Origin of the sequence: Pseudomonas sp. MAG733B, assembly GCF_036884845.1 — a bacterium.
Classification (GTDB): Bacteria; Pseudomonadota; Gammaproteobacteria; order Pseudomonadales; family Pseudomonadaceae; genus Aquipseudomonas.
Map to the genome: position 1 here is coordinate 6510598 of NZ_CP145732.1, position 15561 is coordinate 6526158.

The 15561-nt window shown below is 60.0% G+C and carries 17 protein-coding genes and 1 pseudogene; 14 read left to right on the top strand and 4 right to left on the bottom strand.

All coding sequences use genetic code 11. From position 1 onward, the window contains the following. The first annotated feature begins 165 nt into the window (after window positions 1-165). The 5 genes from V6Z53_RS29860 (at window position 166) to V6Z53_RS29880 (ending at window position 5541) form a co-directional block, all read left to right on the top strand. Window positions 166-1368 (top strand): MFS transporter, encoded by a 1203-nt coding sequence (locus V6Z53_RS29860; RefSeq protein ID WP_338583389.1) that lies wholly within the window; start codon window positions 166-168, stop codon window positions 1366-1368. 193 nt (window positions 1369-1561) lie between these two features. Further along, the gene (locus V6Z53_RS29865) at window positions 1562-2488 is read left to right on the top strand and encodes a DUF72 domain-containing protein (protein WP_338583390.1); all 927 of its coding nucleotides are present in this window, start codon (window positions 1562-1564) and stop codon (window positions 2486-2488) included. Next, window positions 2485-3282 (top strand): endonuclease/exonuclease/phosphatase family protein, encoded by a 798-nt coding sequence (locus V6Z53_RS29870; RefSeq protein WP_338583391.1) that lies wholly within the window; start codon window positions 2485-2487, stop codon window positions 3280-3282. Before V6Z53_RS29865 ends, V6Z53_RS29870 begins: the two co-directional genes overlap by 4 nt. Then, window positions 3279-4571: a cardiolipin synthase ClsB gene (clsB, locus tag V6Z53_RS29875; RefSeq protein ID WP_338583392.1), complete on the top strand. Its 1293-nt coding sequence runs from the start codon at window positions 3279-3281 to the stop codon at window positions 4569-4571. The genes V6Z53_RS29870 and clsB overlap by 4 nt, the downstream gene beginning before the upstream one ends. Further along, the gene (locus V6Z53_RS29880; RefSeq protein ID WP_338583394.1) at window positions 4558-5541 is read left to right on the top strand and encodes a lysylphosphatidylglycerol synthase domain-containing protein; all 984 of its coding nucleotides are present in this window, start codon (window positions 4558-4560) and stop codon (window positions 5539-5541) included. The genes clsB and V6Z53_RS29880 overlap by 14 nt, the downstream gene beginning before the upstream one ends. 139 nt (window positions 5542-5680) lie before the next feature. Here the strand turns inward: V6Z53_RS29880 and V6Z53_RS29885 are convergent, their stop codons facing one another. The 3 genes from V6Z53_RS29885 to V6Z53_RS29895 all read right to left on the bottom strand — a co-directional run bounded on the left by V6Z53_RS29885 (window position 5681) and on the right by V6Z53_RS29895 (window position 8838). Next, window positions 5681-6439, bottom strand: a complete 759-nt coding sequence (locus V6Z53_RS29885; protein ID WP_338583395.1) for an alpha/beta fold hydrolase — start codon at window positions 6437-6439, stop codon at window positions 5681-5683. Continuing rightward, window positions 6429-7538, bottom strand: coding sequence for a DUF3182 family protein (locus V6Z53_RS29890; RefSeq protein ID WP_338583397.1), 1110 nt, complete (start codon window positions 7536-7538; stop codon window positions 6429-6431). Before V6Z53_RS29890 ends, V6Z53_RS29885 begins: the two co-directional genes overlap by 11 nt. A gap of 304 nt (window positions 7539-7842) precedes the next feature. After that, window positions 7843-8838, bottom strand: coding sequence for a GlxA family transcriptional regulator (locus V6Z53_RS29895; protein ID WP_338583398.1), 996 nt, complete (start codon window positions 8836-8838; stop codon window positions 7843-7845). Between the two features lie 102 nt (window positions 8839-8940). Between V6Z53_RS29895 and V6Z53_RS29900 the strand changes: the two genes are divergently transcribed. The 3 genes from V6Z53_RS29900 to V6Z53_RS29910 all read left to right on the top strand — a co-directional run bounded on the left by V6Z53_RS29900 (window position 8941) and on the right by V6Z53_RS29910 (window position 11047). Beyond that, window positions 8941-9495 (top strand): cysteine hydrolase family protein, encoded by a 555-nt coding sequence (locus V6Z53_RS29900; protein ID WP_338583399.1) that lies wholly within the window; start codon window positions 8941-8943, stop codon window positions 9493-9495. Between the two features lie 249 nt (window positions 9496-9744). Further along, complete coding sequence (locus V6Z53_RS29905) at window positions 9745-10326, top strand: YjfI family protein (protein WP_338583400.1); 582 nt, start codon at window positions 9745-9747, stop codon at window positions 10324-10326. Window positions 10327-10348: 22 nt separating this feature from the next. Beyond that, window positions 10349-11047, top strand: coding sequence for a PspA/IM30 family protein (locus V6Z53_RS29910; RefSeq protein WP_338583402.1), 699 nt, complete (start codon window positions 10349-10351; stop codon window positions 11045-11047). Window positions 11048-11060: 13 nt separating this feature from the next. On the opposite strand, the pseudogene V6Z53_RS29915 reads toward V6Z53_RS29910, so the two are convergent. Beyond that, window positions 11061-11138 (bottom strand): annotated as a pseudogene (locus V6Z53_RS29915) (outer membrane lipoprotein carrier protein LolA); the annotation flags it as partial. Window positions 11139-11177: 39 nt separating this feature from the next. Here V6Z53_RS29915 and V6Z53_RS29920 point away from each other — a divergent pair. The 6 genes from V6Z53_RS29920 to V6Z53_RS29945 all read left to right on the top strand — a co-directional run bounded on the left by V6Z53_RS29920 (window position 11178) and on the right by V6Z53_RS29945 (window position 15501). Then, complete coding sequence (locus tag V6Z53_RS29920) at window positions 11178-11741, top strand: rhomboid family intramembrane serine protease (RefSeq protein ID WP_338583403.1); 564 nt, start codon at window positions 11178-11180, stop codon at window positions 11739-11741. A gap of 51 nt (window positions 11742-11792) precedes the next feature. Beyond that, window positions 11793-12473 carry a DUF2491 family protein gene (locus V6Z53_RS29925; RefSeq protein ID WP_338583404.1) on the top strand — a complete coding sequence of 227 codons (681 nt, stop codon included), beginning with the start codon at window positions 11793-11795 and terminating at the stop codon, window positions 12471-12473. Window positions 12474-12485: 12 nt separating this feature from the next. Next, window positions 12486-12914 carry a DUF350 domain-containing protein gene (locus V6Z53_RS29930; RefSeq protein ID WP_338583405.1) on the top strand — a complete coding sequence of 143 codons (429 nt, stop codon included), beginning with the start codon at window positions 12486-12488 and terminating at the stop codon, window positions 12912-12914. A 16-nt stretch (window positions 12915-12930) separates the two neighbouring features. Beyond that, window positions 12931-13641, top strand: coding sequence for a DUF1190 domain-containing protein (locus tag V6Z53_RS29935; protein WP_338583407.1), 711 nt, complete (start codon window positions 12931-12933; stop codon window positions 13639-13641). Between the two features lie 11 nt (window positions 13642-13652). Then, on the top strand, window positions 13653-14810 hold the full coding sequence (locus V6Z53_RS29940) for a glutathionylspermidine synthase family protein (protein WP_338583409.1): 1158 nt from the start codon (window positions 13653-13655) through the stop codon (window positions 14808-14810). A gap of 190 nt (window positions 14811-15000) precedes the next feature. Beyond that, window positions 15001-15501 (top strand): DUF417 family protein, encoded by a 501-nt coding sequence (locus tag V6Z53_RS29945; RefSeq protein WP_338583411.1) that lies wholly within the window; start codon window positions 15001-15003, stop codon window positions 15499-15501. Window positions 15502-15561 lie beyond the last annotated feature (60 nt).

Consider the following 15561-nt stretch of genomic DNA (forward strand, 5'->3'; position numbering starts at 1 on the left):
TGTAAGGAACTGATCGACAAATACCGGACTAGTTCGCAGGTGACCCGCATCCGCCCGGCAATCTTTGCGTTCAAGACAAATATCAAATGCTCATCCCTGTATTTTTCCGCACAACTCAAACCCCGACACTGCGCTCCATCAAATCAATCCACCGGAGTTGCAGCCATGCCCATTGCCTTGCTCGCGCTGACCCTCAGCGCCTTTGCCATCGGGACGACCGAGTTCGTCATCGTTGGCCTGCTACCGACCATCGGCGCCGACCTCGGCGTCAGCCTGCCGTCCGCCGGCCTGCTGGTCAGCCTCTATGCATTGGGAGTCGCCGTCGGCGCCCCGGTGCTGACCGCCCTGACCGGCAAAGTGCCGCGCAAATTGTTGCTGTTGTCGTTGATGGTGCTGTTCACCCTCGGCAATCTGCTGGCGTGGAAAGCACCGAGCTACGAGTCGCTGATCCTGGCGCGGATCGTCACCGGCCTGGCCCACGGGGTGTTTTTCTCGATCGGTTCGACCATCGCCACCAGTCTAGTGCCCAAGGAAAAAGCCGCCAGCGCGATCGCCATCATGTTCACTGGCCTGACCGTGGCCTTGGTTACCGGCGTGCCGTTGGGTACCTTCATCGGTCAGCATTTCGGCTGGCGTGAAACCTTCCTCGCGGTGTCGGCATTGGGCGTAATCGCCTTTATCGGCAGCCTGCTCTATGTGCCGAAAAACATCGCCCACAGCAAACCTGCGTCGCTGCTACAGCAATTGCAGGTACTCAAACAGCCTCGGTTGCTGCTGGTGTACGCCATGACCGCTGTGGGTTACGGCGGATCGTTCATCGCGTTCACCTTTCTGGCGCCGATTCTTCAGGACATCTCGGGTTTCAGCGCCAGCACCGTTAGCCTGGTGTTGCTGGTCTACGGCATCTCGGTGGCCGTCGGCAACATCTGGGGCGGCAAACTGGCGGACAAACGCGGCCCGATCAGCGCCCTGAAAATCATCTTCGCCCTGCTCGCCGCCGTGCTGTTCGTGCTGACCTTCACCGCCGGCAATCCATGGCTGGCGCTGGCTACCGTGCTGGTGTGGGGGGCCGTGGCGTTCGGCAACGTGCCGGGGTTGCAGGTTTATGTGGTGCGTCAGGCCGAACATCACACGCCGCACGCGGTGGATGTAGCGTCCGGCCTGAACATTGCGGCATTCAACCTCGGTATCGCCGGTGGCGCGTGGGGCGGTGGCTTGATCGTTGCCCACATGGGCTTGATCCATACCGCGTGGATTGGCGGGCTGGTGGTGCTGGTGGCACTGGCACTGACGGCGTGGAGCGGTCGACTGGATTGCCTCGGTCCGGTGTATGCCGAGAGCTCGACCCGCGTCGTCGCCGGTCACTGATAAACCCTTGTGGGAGCTAGCCTGCTAGCGATGGCGGTAGATCAGCCAACATTGATGTGTCTGACAGACCGCTATCGCTAGCAGGCTAGCTCCCACATTTGAATTCGTGGTGCCTACCGTCCGTAGCCCCACCGAAACTTTCGTCACCGCCCCGCAGTCAGCAAAGGAATGGGGCATTCGGACGGGAGGCGACATGGCGGCGATTCACATCGGAATTTCAGGTTGGCGCTACACGCCCTGGCGGGGGGATTTCTACCCAAAGGGCTTACCGCAGAGACGCGAGTTGCAATTCGCGTCGCGGGCGGTCAACAGCATCGAAATCAATGGATCGTTTTACGCCTTGCAACGGCCGGAACGCTATGCCCAGTGGTACGCCGAAACCCCACCGAACTTCGTGTTCAGCGTCAAGGCTCCGCGTTTCATCACCCACATAAAACGTCTGCGGGACATCCATAAACCCTTGGCGAATTTCTTTGCTTCCGGGGTTCTGGAGCTCAAGGAAAAGCTTGGGCCGATCCTCTGGCAGTTTCCACCCAACTTCAAATTCGATGCCGAGCTGTTCGAAAACTTCCTCGAACAATTACCCCACGACACCGAACAGGCGGCCGCCCTCGCCCGCCAGCACGACTCGCATCTGCATGGTCACGCCAGCCTCAAGGCGTACAAGAAAAAACCTGTGCGCCACGCCGTGGAGATCCGCAACGACAGCTTCGTCGACGCGGCCTTCGTCCGCCTGCTCAAGCGCTACAACACGGCTCTGGTGATCGCCGACACCGCCGGTAAATGGCCGTATCGCGAAGACATCACCAGCGATTTCGTTTACCTGCGTCTGCACGGTGCCGAAGAACTCTACGCCAGCGGTTACACATCGCAGGCACTGAAACGCTGGGGCGACCGGATCGAGGCCTGGCATCACGGCAAGCAACCACACGACCCGCAGTTGATCGCGCCCAGACTGAAGGCCAGAGCCCGCAAGTCCCGCGAGGTGTTCTGCTATTTCGATAACGACATCAAGGTCCGCGCGCCTTTCGATGCCAGGCGGCTGCTGGAGCGTTTCGATCTCGCCAAAGACTTGCTCACTGCCCCCGGCGAACCCGTTACCGAAGGAGCGCTGCCATGAGCATTTCCGAGCCGGTCGGCGTCACGGACGAGCAGGCGACCGTCGTGACCACGGTGCATCGCTTCACGGTGCTGACGGTCAACACTCACAAGGGTTTCACTGCGCTGAACCGGCGTTTCATCCTGCCGGAGTTGCGCGAAGCGGTGCGCAGTGTTTCCGCCGATGTAGTGTTTTTGCAGGAAGTGCACGGCACCCACGAACAGCATCCCAAGCACTACACCAATTGGCCGGCGATGCCGCAATACGAATTCCTCGCCGACACCCTGTGGCCGCAGTTCGCCTATGGACGCAACGCGGTATATCCGGCGGGCGATCACGGCAATGCGTTGCTGTCGAAATTCCAGATCGTGCGCCACGACAACCTCGATGTGTCGATCAGCGGCCATGAGAATCGCGGCATCCTGCATTGCGTCTTGCGCCTGCCCGGCGAAGGCCCGGAGGTGCATGCGATTTGCGTCCATCTCGGCCTGCGCGAAACCCACCGCAATGCACAACTCAAGCTGCTCGCCCGTCGCCTGGAAGAGTTGCCGGGCGATGCACCGGTGATCGTCGCCGGGGACTTCAATGACTGGCGCCAGCGCGCCGATGCCCTGCTCAAACCCTGCGGTTTGCGTGAGGTATTCGCCGAGCATCACGGCAAACCGGCGCGCAGTTTCCCCGCCCGCTTGCCGGCTCTGCGCCTGGACCGCATCTACGTGCGCAACCTCAAGGCCAGCCAGCCGCAAGTGCTGACGACCCGGCCCTGGTCACACCTTTCCGACCACGCACCGCTGTCGGTGGAGATCGAGCTATGAGCACTTCACCGATGGAAAAAACCACTGCGCAGCCGATTGCCGCGCCGCCAATGAGCGAGCCCGCAGCGGTCGACGTCGAGTACCGCTGGCAAGGCAACAACCGCGTCGAGTTGCTGGAAAACGGCGAAGCCTATTTCCCAAGGGTGTTCGAGGCCATGCGCCAGGCCAAGACCGAGATCCTCCTGGAAACCTTCATCGTGTTCGAAGACAAAGTCGGCGAGGAGCTGAAGACTGTGCTCATCGACGCCGCTCAACGGGGCGTGCGCGTCACCGCCAGCCTCGACGGATTTGGCTGCGGCGAACTGAGCACCGGGTATCTCACCGCCCTCAGCAGCGCTGGCGTGCACCTGCAAATGTTCGACCCGGCACCCAAGCGGTTGGGCATCCGCACCAACTGGTTCCGACGCCTGCACCGCAAGATTGTGGTGGTGGACGGGACTGTCGCCTTCATCGGCGGGATCAATTTTTCCGCCGACCATCTCGCCGACTTCGGCCCCGAGGCCAAGCAGGATTATTCGGTGGAGGTGCAAGGCCCGACGGTGGCGGACATTCATCATTTTGCCTTGCTGCAATGCGGTCGCCCGGTGCGCGCCAAGTACTGGTGGCAACAGCGCCGGCAGCGTCGCTCGGAACTGGCGGTCAGCGATCACGATGGTCAGGTGCGTCTGGTACACCGCGACAACGGTGATCACCAGACCGACATCGAACAGGTTTACCGGCAAGTACTGCGCACGGCAAAGCAGCGCGTGGTGATCGCCAACGCCTACTTTTTCCCCGGCTACCGATTGCTGCGCGAGATCCGCAACGCGGCGCGCCGTGGCGTCGACGTGCGGCTGATTCTGCAAGGTCAGCCGGACGTGCTGGTGGCCAAGCTCGCCGCGCGCATGACCTACGACTACCTGCTCAAGTCCGGGGTGAAAATTTACGAATATTGCGACCGTCCGCTGCACGGCAAAGTGGCGTTGGTGGACGACGACTGGAGCACCGTGGGCTCGAGCAATCTCGACCCGTTGAGCCTGTCGATGAACCTGGAAGCCAACGTGTTGATCCGCGACCGCGAGTTCAACCGCATGCTGTTCGAACGTCTCGAAGACCTCAGCGACAACCATTGCAAAGTCATGTCCGTGGACAAGGCGCCGCGCGGGCGCATCTGGCACATGACCGTGGGGTTTCTGGTGTTCCACTTCCTGCGGCACTTCCCGGCCTGGGCCGGTTGGCTACCGGCGCATAAACCGCGCTTGAAAGCGTTCACCTCACCGACCGGGAGCGACGAGCATGAGCCGCACTGAAGCACACGCGGCGCCCCACGAGCACCCGGCCAAGTCACGTTGGAGCCGCTGGAAACGACCGCTGACGATGCTGTTTTTCCTGGCGCTGATCGTGCTGTTGACGATGTTCGCCCAACGCATCGAATGGGCCGAAGTGCTGGAAACCCTGGCCGATTTCAAGGTTCGGACGCTGATCATTGCGTCCTCCCTGACCCTGCTGAGTTTTCTGGTGTACGCCTGTTTTGACCTGATCGGCCGCACCTACATCCGCCAGGACCTGACGTGGAAACAGATCCTGCCGGTGGGCATCATCAGCTACGCCTTCAACCTCAACCTGAGCGCCTGGGTCGGCGGCATCGCCATGCGTTATCGGTTGTATTCGCGGCTCGGGGTGAGCAAAGGCAACATCGCAAAAATCCTCGGCCTGAGCCTGGCCACCAACTGGTTCGGCTACATGTTGATAGCCGGCGTGGTGTTCAGTAGCGGCCTGGTCCGGATGCCGCCAGGCTGGAAGTTGAGCAGCGGCGCGTTGCAAGCGGTGGGTGTGTTATTGCTGTTGATCAGTGCGGGCTATCTGGCGGCGTGCCAGTTTTCCAAACGCCGTGAGTGGGCGATTCGCGGGGTGGAAATCAATCTACCGTCGCTGCGCATGGCGATCCTGCAACTGTTGCTCGGCGCGCTGAACTGGTCGCTGATGGCGGCCGTGATCTTCACTTTGCTGCCGAGCAAACTCGATTATCCGCTGGTGCTCGGTGTGCTGCTGATCAGCGCCATCGCCGGGGTCATCACCCACATTCCGGCCGGGCTCGGTGTGTTGGAGGCGGTGTTCGTCGCGCTGCTGCAACACGAGGCGTCGCGGGGCAGTCTGGTGGCGGGTTTGCTAGCGTATCGGGCGATCTATTTTCTGTTGCCGTTGTTGATCACTCTGGTGATGTATCTGGTGGTGGAGGCCAAGGCGAAGTCGCTGCGGATTTCGAAGAAGCCCAAGTGAATGTGTGGTGTTTGATATGACGCCATCGCGGGCAAGCCTTGCTCCTACAGGGATTGGAGCGTTCACTCATTTTGTGAACGACTCAAAAGCTGTAGGAGCAAGGCTTGCCCGCGATGGCGTCCGCAAGAACACCACAAAATCACTTGGACTGAATAATGCTCAACCGCTCACCCACCACCATTTCCGTGATCCAGTCCACGAGGATCGAGGTGTAGGCCTGTTGTGAAACCGGGTCACTCAACGCATGGTCGGCACCGTCGATAATCCGGTGCGTCAACGAATGAGTCTGCTGGCACGCCGCGCGGTAACTCATGATGGTCGCGTGGGGCACATAGGCATCGGTTTCCGATTCCACCAACAGCACATCCCCGGTAAAGGCCGAACAGGCGTGCAACGCACGGTTGCTGTCGGCGCGCACCAGCGTGCTGCGGTAATCGCGCAGGTCGAGCTTGTCCAGATCACGCTTGGGCGTGTGCCACTGATCGTCGCGATACAGCGCCGGCACCCGCAGCGCCAGCCAGCGTACGGGCCGCAAAGACGTCAGGATCGCGGCCAGGTAGCCGCCATAGCTGGTGCCGACCACTGCAATCGCCGAGGTGTCGAGCGCCGGGTGCGCGAGCAAGCGGTCGTAGGCCGCCAGCAGGTCACGCAGGTTGTCTTCGCGGGTTACCCGAGTCAGCGGAATACCGGTGCCACCGGTGTGCCCGCGCAGGTCGAAGGTCAGGCACACACAACCCAGACCGGCGATGCCTTTGGCCCGCTCCAGGTCCCGTTCCTGACTGCCGCCCCAACCGTGCACGAACAGCACGCCGGGGACTTTCGATTTGGGACTGAGGAACGTCCCGCTCATCTGTTCATCATCGATGTCGATTTGAATGCTTTCGCTTCTAGCCGTCATAGGAATTGACCGTTACGTACTTGAGAAGAAAGTCACTGTTTTCCGCTGGTCCACGGTACACCTCTATGGCGTCCGCAGGCAGCGGCTGGTCGATGTAGGTTTCCACCGAGGACACCCGGATCGCGCGCATGTGCGGATCATTGACGAAGCTCTGCAATGCCGCCACTTCGGCGCTGCTGGCGCCGCCCATGCGCCAGGATTGTTCGAGCACACCGCTGCGTTGTTTGCCGTCGTAATCGAGGCCCTGGGCGATGTCGTAGTTACGCCGCGAGGCATAGAAACCGGGATAGGCTTCATCCGCGGCACTGTCGAACACCTGCGCCTGCCTGATCGCCAACTGCACGTCATCCGCCAGGTCCAGCTTCAATAAATCATCGTAGCCGCCCTGCACCACCAACAGGTTCGAGCCGCCGTACACGTCTTCGCCCTCGGCGTCCTGGGTCAAGTATTGATCACCGCAGTAACTCAGCACTTTGTCGCCGATGACACTCTGGCCGACGCTGTGGGTGATGACCTTGTCCAGGTCCTGTTCCAGCACCACGCCTTCGCTGAACAGGGTTTTCGCCTCGGGCCGGGCGAGGATCTCGTCGAACTGGTCGAGGCTTTTGATCACTTCCTGACCGCGTCCGGCGCAGGCATGAATCGGCTTGAGGCGGATCGGGCCGGCGTAGAGCAAATGTTCGGCCGCCGGCCGTGCATCCTCGAACGCGAACACGCTGAGGCCATCGAGCACGACACTGCGCACCCGTTCGGAAAACAGCGGCGCCCAGCCTCTCGGCGCATGGGCATTGTGGTTGAGCAAACCGTGGCTGATGGCTTTGGTGCAAATGAAGTCATGCTCGACATAACCGCCCCACAAGTCCTCCGGCCCCTTGACCCCCAGTTGTCGCGCGGCGTCGGCGCCGACCAGTGTCTGGGTCGGCAACAAATAAAGCTCTCGACCACGATGCTGCTGCGGGTCGTAGCTGCCGCCAAATTTCAATCCGAGGATTTGCGCCAGCCAACGGGCCAGCGCGCGATTGGTTTCGACTTCATGCAACGGCGCATCGGGGTGCACCGAATGGGCGACCACCAGTTTCTTGCGGTTTGTTGGGGTCATGCGTCCCCCTTCAATCAGCGCTAGATGAATGTAGCTGGAGGGGTGCAGAGATCAGGCCAACCGGGGCTGCTCGAAAACGCTTTGCCAATCAGGCGGTTGCAGAATCGGTGATGGCAGGACGCCTGCTTTATTCTGCACGACCGTTAATGCCTTTCCTGCAAATTGCACGATTTCAAACCTTTTGGAGATCCATTGTGGGAGCGGGCTTGCTCGCGAATACGGACTAACAGTAGATGTCTGTGGCGACTGACATATCGCATTCGCGAGCAAGCCCGCTCCCACATTTTGAACCTCAGTGTTTTCGCTACCGCGAAACAGTTACCACCGGCGTCACCCCAAACCGCGTCCGGTAATCACTCGGCGCCAGCCCGGTGATTTTCTTGAACGTCGAGCGAAACGCACCCGGGTCTTGATAGCCTACGGTCCAGGCGATGTGATCGATGGTGCCGTTGGTGAACTCAAGCATTTCCCGCGCCTTGCCAACCCGCAGATGCTGGCAGTATTCCGTGGGCTTGAGCCCGGTAGCCGTGCGAAAACGGCGCAGGAACGTGCGCTCTTCCAGCCCTGCCCGCTCGGCCATTGTCGTCAGCGATACATCGGTAGCGCCGGTGCTTTGCAGCCAGTGCTGCACCTTGAGAATCGACGCATCGCCGTGGCTGAGGATCGGCGCGAAATTGCTGCCGCACTCGCTGGCACTGTCGCTGTGTTCCACCACCAGAAAACGCGCGGTGCCGGTGGCAATGCTCGGCCCCATCAGGCGATCAACCAAGCGCAATCCCAACTCGGACCAGGCCATCAACCCGGCGGTGGTGATCAGGTCACCGTCGTCGACGATGGGCGTATCGGCCTTGAGCTTGATTGCCGGGTAATGCTCGGCAAAGGTCTTCGCCGAGGTCCAGTGGGTGGTAGCGCTACGGCCGTCGAGCAGTCCGCTTTCGGCCAGCAGGATCGAGCCCACGCAGACACCGCCCAGCGTCGCGCCACTGGCATGTTGCTCGCGAAGCCAGCGAATCAGTGCTTGCGGCGCCTGGCCTTCGGTAAACCCGCCGATCGATGGCGGAATCAATACCGCCACCAATGCGCCGTCCGCACCGGGATGGCTGTCGTAGACCCGAGCGGGAGGCTGATCGCCCTCGACCTGCCAATGGCTCACGCGCAATAACGGCAAGTGCGCGGCCTGATGTTCGGCGGCGATCCGGTTGGCTACCCCGAACAGGTCCGTCAACCCATGCACCGCCGCCATCTGCGCGCCGGGATAGATCAACACGCCCAGTTCGGCGATTGCCTTTTGTGCGTCCATTGTCAGTTTTCCCCCTTCTATTGTCGGTGCGGCCAATCCTCGAACGGACTCGCGGGGCCGATACTTCATTCCACACCCAACCCGCACTTCGAGGAAACAGTCATGGCCAAGCAAGCACTCATCGTAGTCGATATCCAAAACGACTACTTCCCTCAAGGCAAGTGGCCGCTGGTCGGTGCCGATGCCGCCGCAGACAACGCCGTCCGCTTGCTCAAGGCCTTCCGCGAGGCCGGTGATTCGGTGGTGCACATCCGCCACGAGTTCACCTCACCGGACGCACCGTTTTTCACCCCGAACTCCGAAGGCGCCAAGCTGCACCCCAAAGTCCTCAACCAGGGCAACGAGCCGGTGGTACTCAAGCACTTCGTCAACTCGTTCCGCGAAACCGAACTGCAATCAATCCTCGATGAGCAAGGCGTCAAGGAACTGGTGGTCGTCGGCAGCATGAGCCACATGTGCGTCGACGGTATCACCCGCGCCGCCAATGATCTGGGCTACAGCGTGATTGTGATCCACGATGCCTGTGCCTCCCGTGACCTGGAGTTCAACGGCACGACCGTTCCGGCCGCCCATGTACATGCCGCGTTCATGTCGGCTCTGGGTTTCGCCTACGCCAATGTGATTTCCACCGACGAATACCTGAACGCCAGCCGCTGATCAATCCGTCGAAAGACCCAAGGCCCGCCTCGTCGCGGGCCTTTTTGTGGGCGGTCATAAAATCTCACGCGTGAGCCATTGATGGCACTCTGATTCCGCTGTAGGGTTGCTCACGCGTGAGATGTTCACAACGGAGTCACTGCCATGAAAAGCCGCTCCCCGTCAGGCCCGCCTGTCGAGCCTGCCGTATCAAAGAGCCCAAAGGGAGAGCGCGCAAAACCGTCCGCGAAAAAACCGTCGAGCTTCTACATGAAGCAGATGCGCGCGGGTCTGGCAGCCGCCGGTTATGTGAAACACGAAACTTGGGTGCTTCCCGAAAACCGAAGCTTGCTCAAGCAGATGGAGCAACAGCTACGCCAACCGATTCTGGCTGGCTCATTCATGTCGGAGAATTACATGAGCGCAGGCAACAACTGGAACATCGACAGCCTCTTCAACGCCCTCAAGGCCCTGGACGAGGTGGCTTCGCAAGAAATCACGCTGTCCCTGATCCAGAGCTCCGAGCCCAGCATCAAACTGGAAATGAACGAGTTTGGCGGTCTGCCGATTCACATCGCCGTAGCCGGTGATCAGATCATCGTCGATACCGTTCTGGTCGATGTCGAATCCATCAATGACGTGCCGAAATTCAATGATGCCGTGCTGCGCAGCCGGGAAATGTTCCCGCTGTCGTCGATCGGTATCGAGTCCATGCCGAACGGGCAGATCGTCTACAACATGTTCGGCGCGTTGAGTTCCGATTCCAGCCTGACCAACGTGGTGACCGAGGTGAAAACCCTGGTCGACAACGTCCAGCGTGCCAGCGAAGCCTTCGAACGCTTCTTCAAGTAATCATCAGGAAAGGAATGCCCACATGACACAGTCCATCTGGAGCAAGTTGTTCACCGCATTGCGCGGCGGCGCCACCGAAGTCGGCGAAGCCATCGTCGATCAACAGGCCCTGCGCATTCTCGACCAGGAAATCCGCGAAGCCGATAGCGCCCTGGCCAACGCTCGCCGCGAGCTGGTCACCATCATGGCCAAGCACAAACTGTCGGCTGATCGCGTCAGCGAGTACAACGCCAAGATCAAGGACCTGGAGTCCAAGGCCATGGCCGCGATCCAGGCCAACCGCGAAGACCTGGCGATGGAAGTGGCCGAAGCCATTTCGACCCTGACCAATGAGCTGGATGTCGAGCAGAAACAAGCCACCGAGTTCGGCACCTACGCGGAAAACATGCGCAAGGACATCAACAAAGCCGAAGCACGAATCAAAAGCCTGCGCCAGCAAGTGGACATGGCCAAGGCGCGCGAAAGCGTTCAAAAAGCCCAGGTCAGCGCTTCGATCGCCAGTGGCGGCGCCAACGGCAAGCTGGAAACCGCGGTTGGCACCCTCAACCGCCTTCAGGCCAAGCAACAGCAACGCGCCGCCGAACTGAACGCTCAGGATGAACTGGCAGAAGCTTCGACCGGTAACGATCTGGAGCGCAAACTTCGCGAGGCCGGCATTACGCCAAACGAAGGCAGCGCCAATGCGATCCTGGAACGCCTGAAGAAACAATCGGCCGAGTAATCGAAGCCGCACCTGTAGGAGCGAGCATGCTCGCGAAAAACCTGAGAACGCCACGGGGTATCAGGCTTTGCGCGTCATCGTTAACGACCATCGCGAGCTTGCTCGCTCCTACGTCAAGTCGAGGTCAAGGATGGATGCCCTGAAGGGTTTCAAGACAGTCGCCGCTCTGGCGATCTTCATGGTTGTGCTGCAATTGCTCAATGCAGCGACCGGCTACAGTCTTGTTGCCTTCGGCCTGGTGCCGAGAACGATGCACGGACTGATCGGCATCCTCACCTCGCCTTTCCTGCACGGCTCCTTCGCTCACTTGAGCGCCAACCTGATCGCCTTTCTGATACTGGGCACTCTGGTCATGGTCGAAGGCCGCAACCGCTTCTTCACCGTCAGCGCCATCATCATTTTGCTGGGCGGCTCGCTGGTCTGGCTGTTCGGTTTTTCCGGCTATCACATCGGTGCCAGCGGCTGGGTGTTCGGGTTGTGGGCGTACCTGCTGGCGCGCGCATGGTTCCAGAGGAGTTGGGGCAATCTGCTGACGGCCAGTGTTGTGACGTTGCTGTATGGCGGCCTGATCTTTGGCTTCCTGCCCCGCCAGGGCGTTTCTTTCGAAGGGCATATCTTTGGTGCGTTCGCCGGTTTTATTGCGGCCAAGGTACTTTCCCCCGCGTCGCGCACTCGGTTAAATGCCGCCCCATAAACGCATTTGAATGTGTCTGCATCGCCTCTTCTCCCCTCAAGGAAGTCTTCAATGGGATGGTTTAAACAGATGATGGGGCTCGAGGCTCCAAACTCGAACTCGAAGTGGATCGCCAATGACAACGCGCCACTCAATGAGTCGCCCGTCGGCCCGCTGGGCCTGGCATCAGGCAAAAGCGTGATGTTCGACTCGACCCTGACCTTGCTGCTCGACGGCAAAACCTCCGTGGCCGTGCCCGCCGCCCAGCAGATCTGGAGCGCCGGCACCATCGAGCTCGGGCAATCGGCCTGGCTGTCACGCTACTACATGAACAACGAAGATCACTGGCTGCAAGTGCACACCACCGGCGATATCGCCGGGCAGGTCGAGTCGGTGATCCTGTTCAACTACCTCGACTACGTGACCATCAGCAGTGAAGCGGAGCTGCGCCGACTGGCCGGCCCCGACAGCCTGATCGGCTTGCCGACCTACAGCCATAACGGTGTCGAATACACCCGTGAATGGGGAACCGAGTCTGGCCAGACCGAACTCGTGGCGCTGAGCGAGCAGTTGAGCAACCCGGATCAGACCTACCGCATCGAGCACCACTCGATGCTGTACGCCCGCGACACCGGCCTGACCAACCGCCGGGAATTCCTGCTGTTCTCCGTCGAAGAAGACGCCGAAGGCAGCATCAGCTTGAGCACTTCGCTAGGCATCTCGCTGTACACCACCGACCTGACCATTTACTAAACAGGAACAATCATGCTCGAAGCACTCTCCATTTCCCTGAACCAAACCGCGGTCCTCGGGTTTGTTTCGTACATTGTCGGTGCGGCCGTGTTGTTCGCCCTGTTCCAGTTCATCTACACCCGAATCACGCCGCACAAGGAATTTGAACTGATCCGTTCGGGGAACGTTGCCGCCGCGATCGCCCTGGGCGGTGCCATCGTCGGTTTCGCCATTCCGGCGAGCAATGTCATTGCCTACTCGATCAGCATCCTCGACTTCGTCGTCTGGGCAGTGATTGCTGCGTTCGTCCAGTTGCTGGCATTCCTGATGACCAGCCTGGTGCTCAAAGGCGCGTCCGAACGCATCCAGAAAGGTGAAATCGCTGCAGGCATCTACGTCGCGGCAGTGGCCATCAGCGTCGGCATGTTGAACGCCGCGTGCATGACCCCTTCCCAGAACTGATCGCGCGGAGACCCGGATGAAACGAAGCAAATACGTTCAGCTCTCGCTGGCCGCGTCGGTCGCCATGGCGATATCAGGCTGCGGGCCAACGGAAAAAACCTATTCGGTACAGAAGAAATACAACTTCCAGTCCGTTCAGCAATGCGCCGACGAAAAACTGCCGGTAGACGTCTGCTCCGACGCCTACATGACCGCCCTCGCCGAGCATCGTCGCCTTGCGCCGGTGTACGACAACCAGGCCGATTGCGACGCCGACTTCGTCGCCGACTGGTGCCAACAGGACTCCGCCGGCAAGTTCATCCCAAGGCTGGGCGGTTTCGAACTGACGGCCGATGGCCAGGTGACGCAATCCCAGGTGGACGCTGCCAAAGCGCAATTGCCTGCCGAACAAGCGAACAGTGGCGGCTCAGGCTTCTCCACCGGCAGCCTGCTGACCGGCCTGTTGATCGGCAACATGTTGAGCAACAACCGCAACAGCTACTACTCCGAACCGGTGTACCGCTATCGCGATGATCGCGGCAACTATGCCTCTTCGACGCTCGGCCAGCGGATTTCCAAGGGCACGACGTTTACCCGGTCCGACCAGGCGAAGTACGGACGCGGCTACAGCACCGCAAGCACCCGCTCGGCCAGCAAGCCGATCTCAGTGGCCTCCTCCACCTCCCGCGGCGGTTTCGGCAGCAAGGCCAGTGCGCGCAGTGGCTGGGGCGGCGGATCGAGCAGTTAAGGAGCCGGGCCATGAAGAAGATCCACTGCGCAGAACGGCATGACTGGAAACAGACTGCCGAAAGCCTCGGCTTTCTGTTTCACACCATTGACGATGAACCCTATTGGGACGAGAGCGCGTATTACCAGTTCACGCTCAAGCAGATCGAAAACGATCTGGAAGACCCGACCACCGAGATCCATGAGATGTGCATGGACCTGGTGGCCCGCGTGGTTCAGAGCGAAGAATTGCTGGAACGCCTGAGCATTCCTGCGCCGTTCTACGACCTGATTCGTACGTCTTGGCTCGAAGGCCACCCACATCTGTACGGGCGCTTGGATTTTTCCTACAACGGTAACGGACCCGCCAAGTTGCTGGAGCTGAACTACGACACGCCCACCAGCCTGTACGAGGCGGCGGCGTTTCAGTGGGGCTGGCTGGAGCAATGCATCGAGCGCGGTTTGCTGCCCAAGCATGCCGATCAGTTCAACAGCATCGACACCAAACTGCATCAGGCTTTCGCCCAACTGCAGCTCAAACAGCCCTTTTACTTCGCCTCGATGAAAGACTCGATGGAGGACAAAGGCACCACCGATTACCTGCGCCTGGTCGCAGAAAAAGTCGGTATCGAATCACGGCATATCGACATCGAAGACATCGGACTCACCAGCGACGGACGCTTCGTCGACCTCGAAGATCGATGGATTCCTCACCTGTTCAAGCTGCATGCCTGGGAGTTCATCTTTCATGAACCCTTTGGCGCGGCGATCGCCCAGAGTGACACGCAGTTTTTCGAGCCGGCATGGAAATCGATCATCTCCAACAAAGGCATCCTGCCGTTGCTGTGGGAGTTCAACAAAGGCCATCCGAACCTGCTCGCCGCCCATCTCGATACCGACCCGGGCAAAGCGGTGCCCAAGGGTTGGGTGCGCAAGCCGTTCTTCTCGCGGGAAGGCGCCAACATCGAACTGCAAACCGCTGACGGCCTGATCGTCAAACAGGATGGGCCCTACACGGATGCACCCTTCATCCTGCAGGAGTTCGCCCCGCTTCCGAAGTTCGGCGACAGCTATACACTGATCGGCTCCTGGGTGATCGCCGATCAGGCGGCGGGTATTGGTGTGCGGGAAGACAACAGCCTGATCACCAAGGATTCGAGCCGGTTCTTGCCGCACCTGATTCTCGACTGAATCCATCGCCATGAAAAAGCCCAGCGCCTCTAAAGCCCTGGGCTTTTTTTGTTCCCACGTTTGGACGATCTGCACCGAACGCAATACCGCCAGAACCCAAATGAATCAGGCCAGCGCCAACAATAGCGTCACTCCCAAGATGAACCGCGGGGGCTTAACTCTTTAGCCAAACTCACTGGAAGCCTGAACAATGAACACTTCGAATATCAGCACTGTCAGCGCGTCGAACACCTCATCGCTCGGCGTTAAAACCACAGCGATTGGGACCTACGGCATCTATTTCGCCCTCGCCGTCATCTACTTCTGGTTCGGTGGAATGAAATTCACCCACTACGAAGCAGAAGGTCTGGTTCCACTGGTGAGCAACAGCCCATTGCTGGGTTGGGTGTATCAGATCTTCAGCGTCGATCTGTTCTCCAGCCTGCTGGGGGTGCTTGAGGCCTCGATTGGCGTGTTGATCGCCGGCCGCCTGCTGTCGCCGAAACTTTCACTGATTGGGGGCGCTTTGTCCGCCGGGCTGTTCGTCACGACATTGAGCTTCATGTTCTCGACGCCTGGCGTGATCGAACCCGGCCTCGGCTTCCCGGCCATCTCGGTTGCACCGGGCCAGTTCCTCCTCAAGGACCTTGGATTGCTTGCCGCCTCCCTCTTCGTGGCGGGTCATTCCCTGACCAAGCTGGAAACGCCTTGAGCTGAAAACGTCACAATGAAAAAGGCCTGAAACAGTTCGATGTTTCAGGCCTTTTTTCAT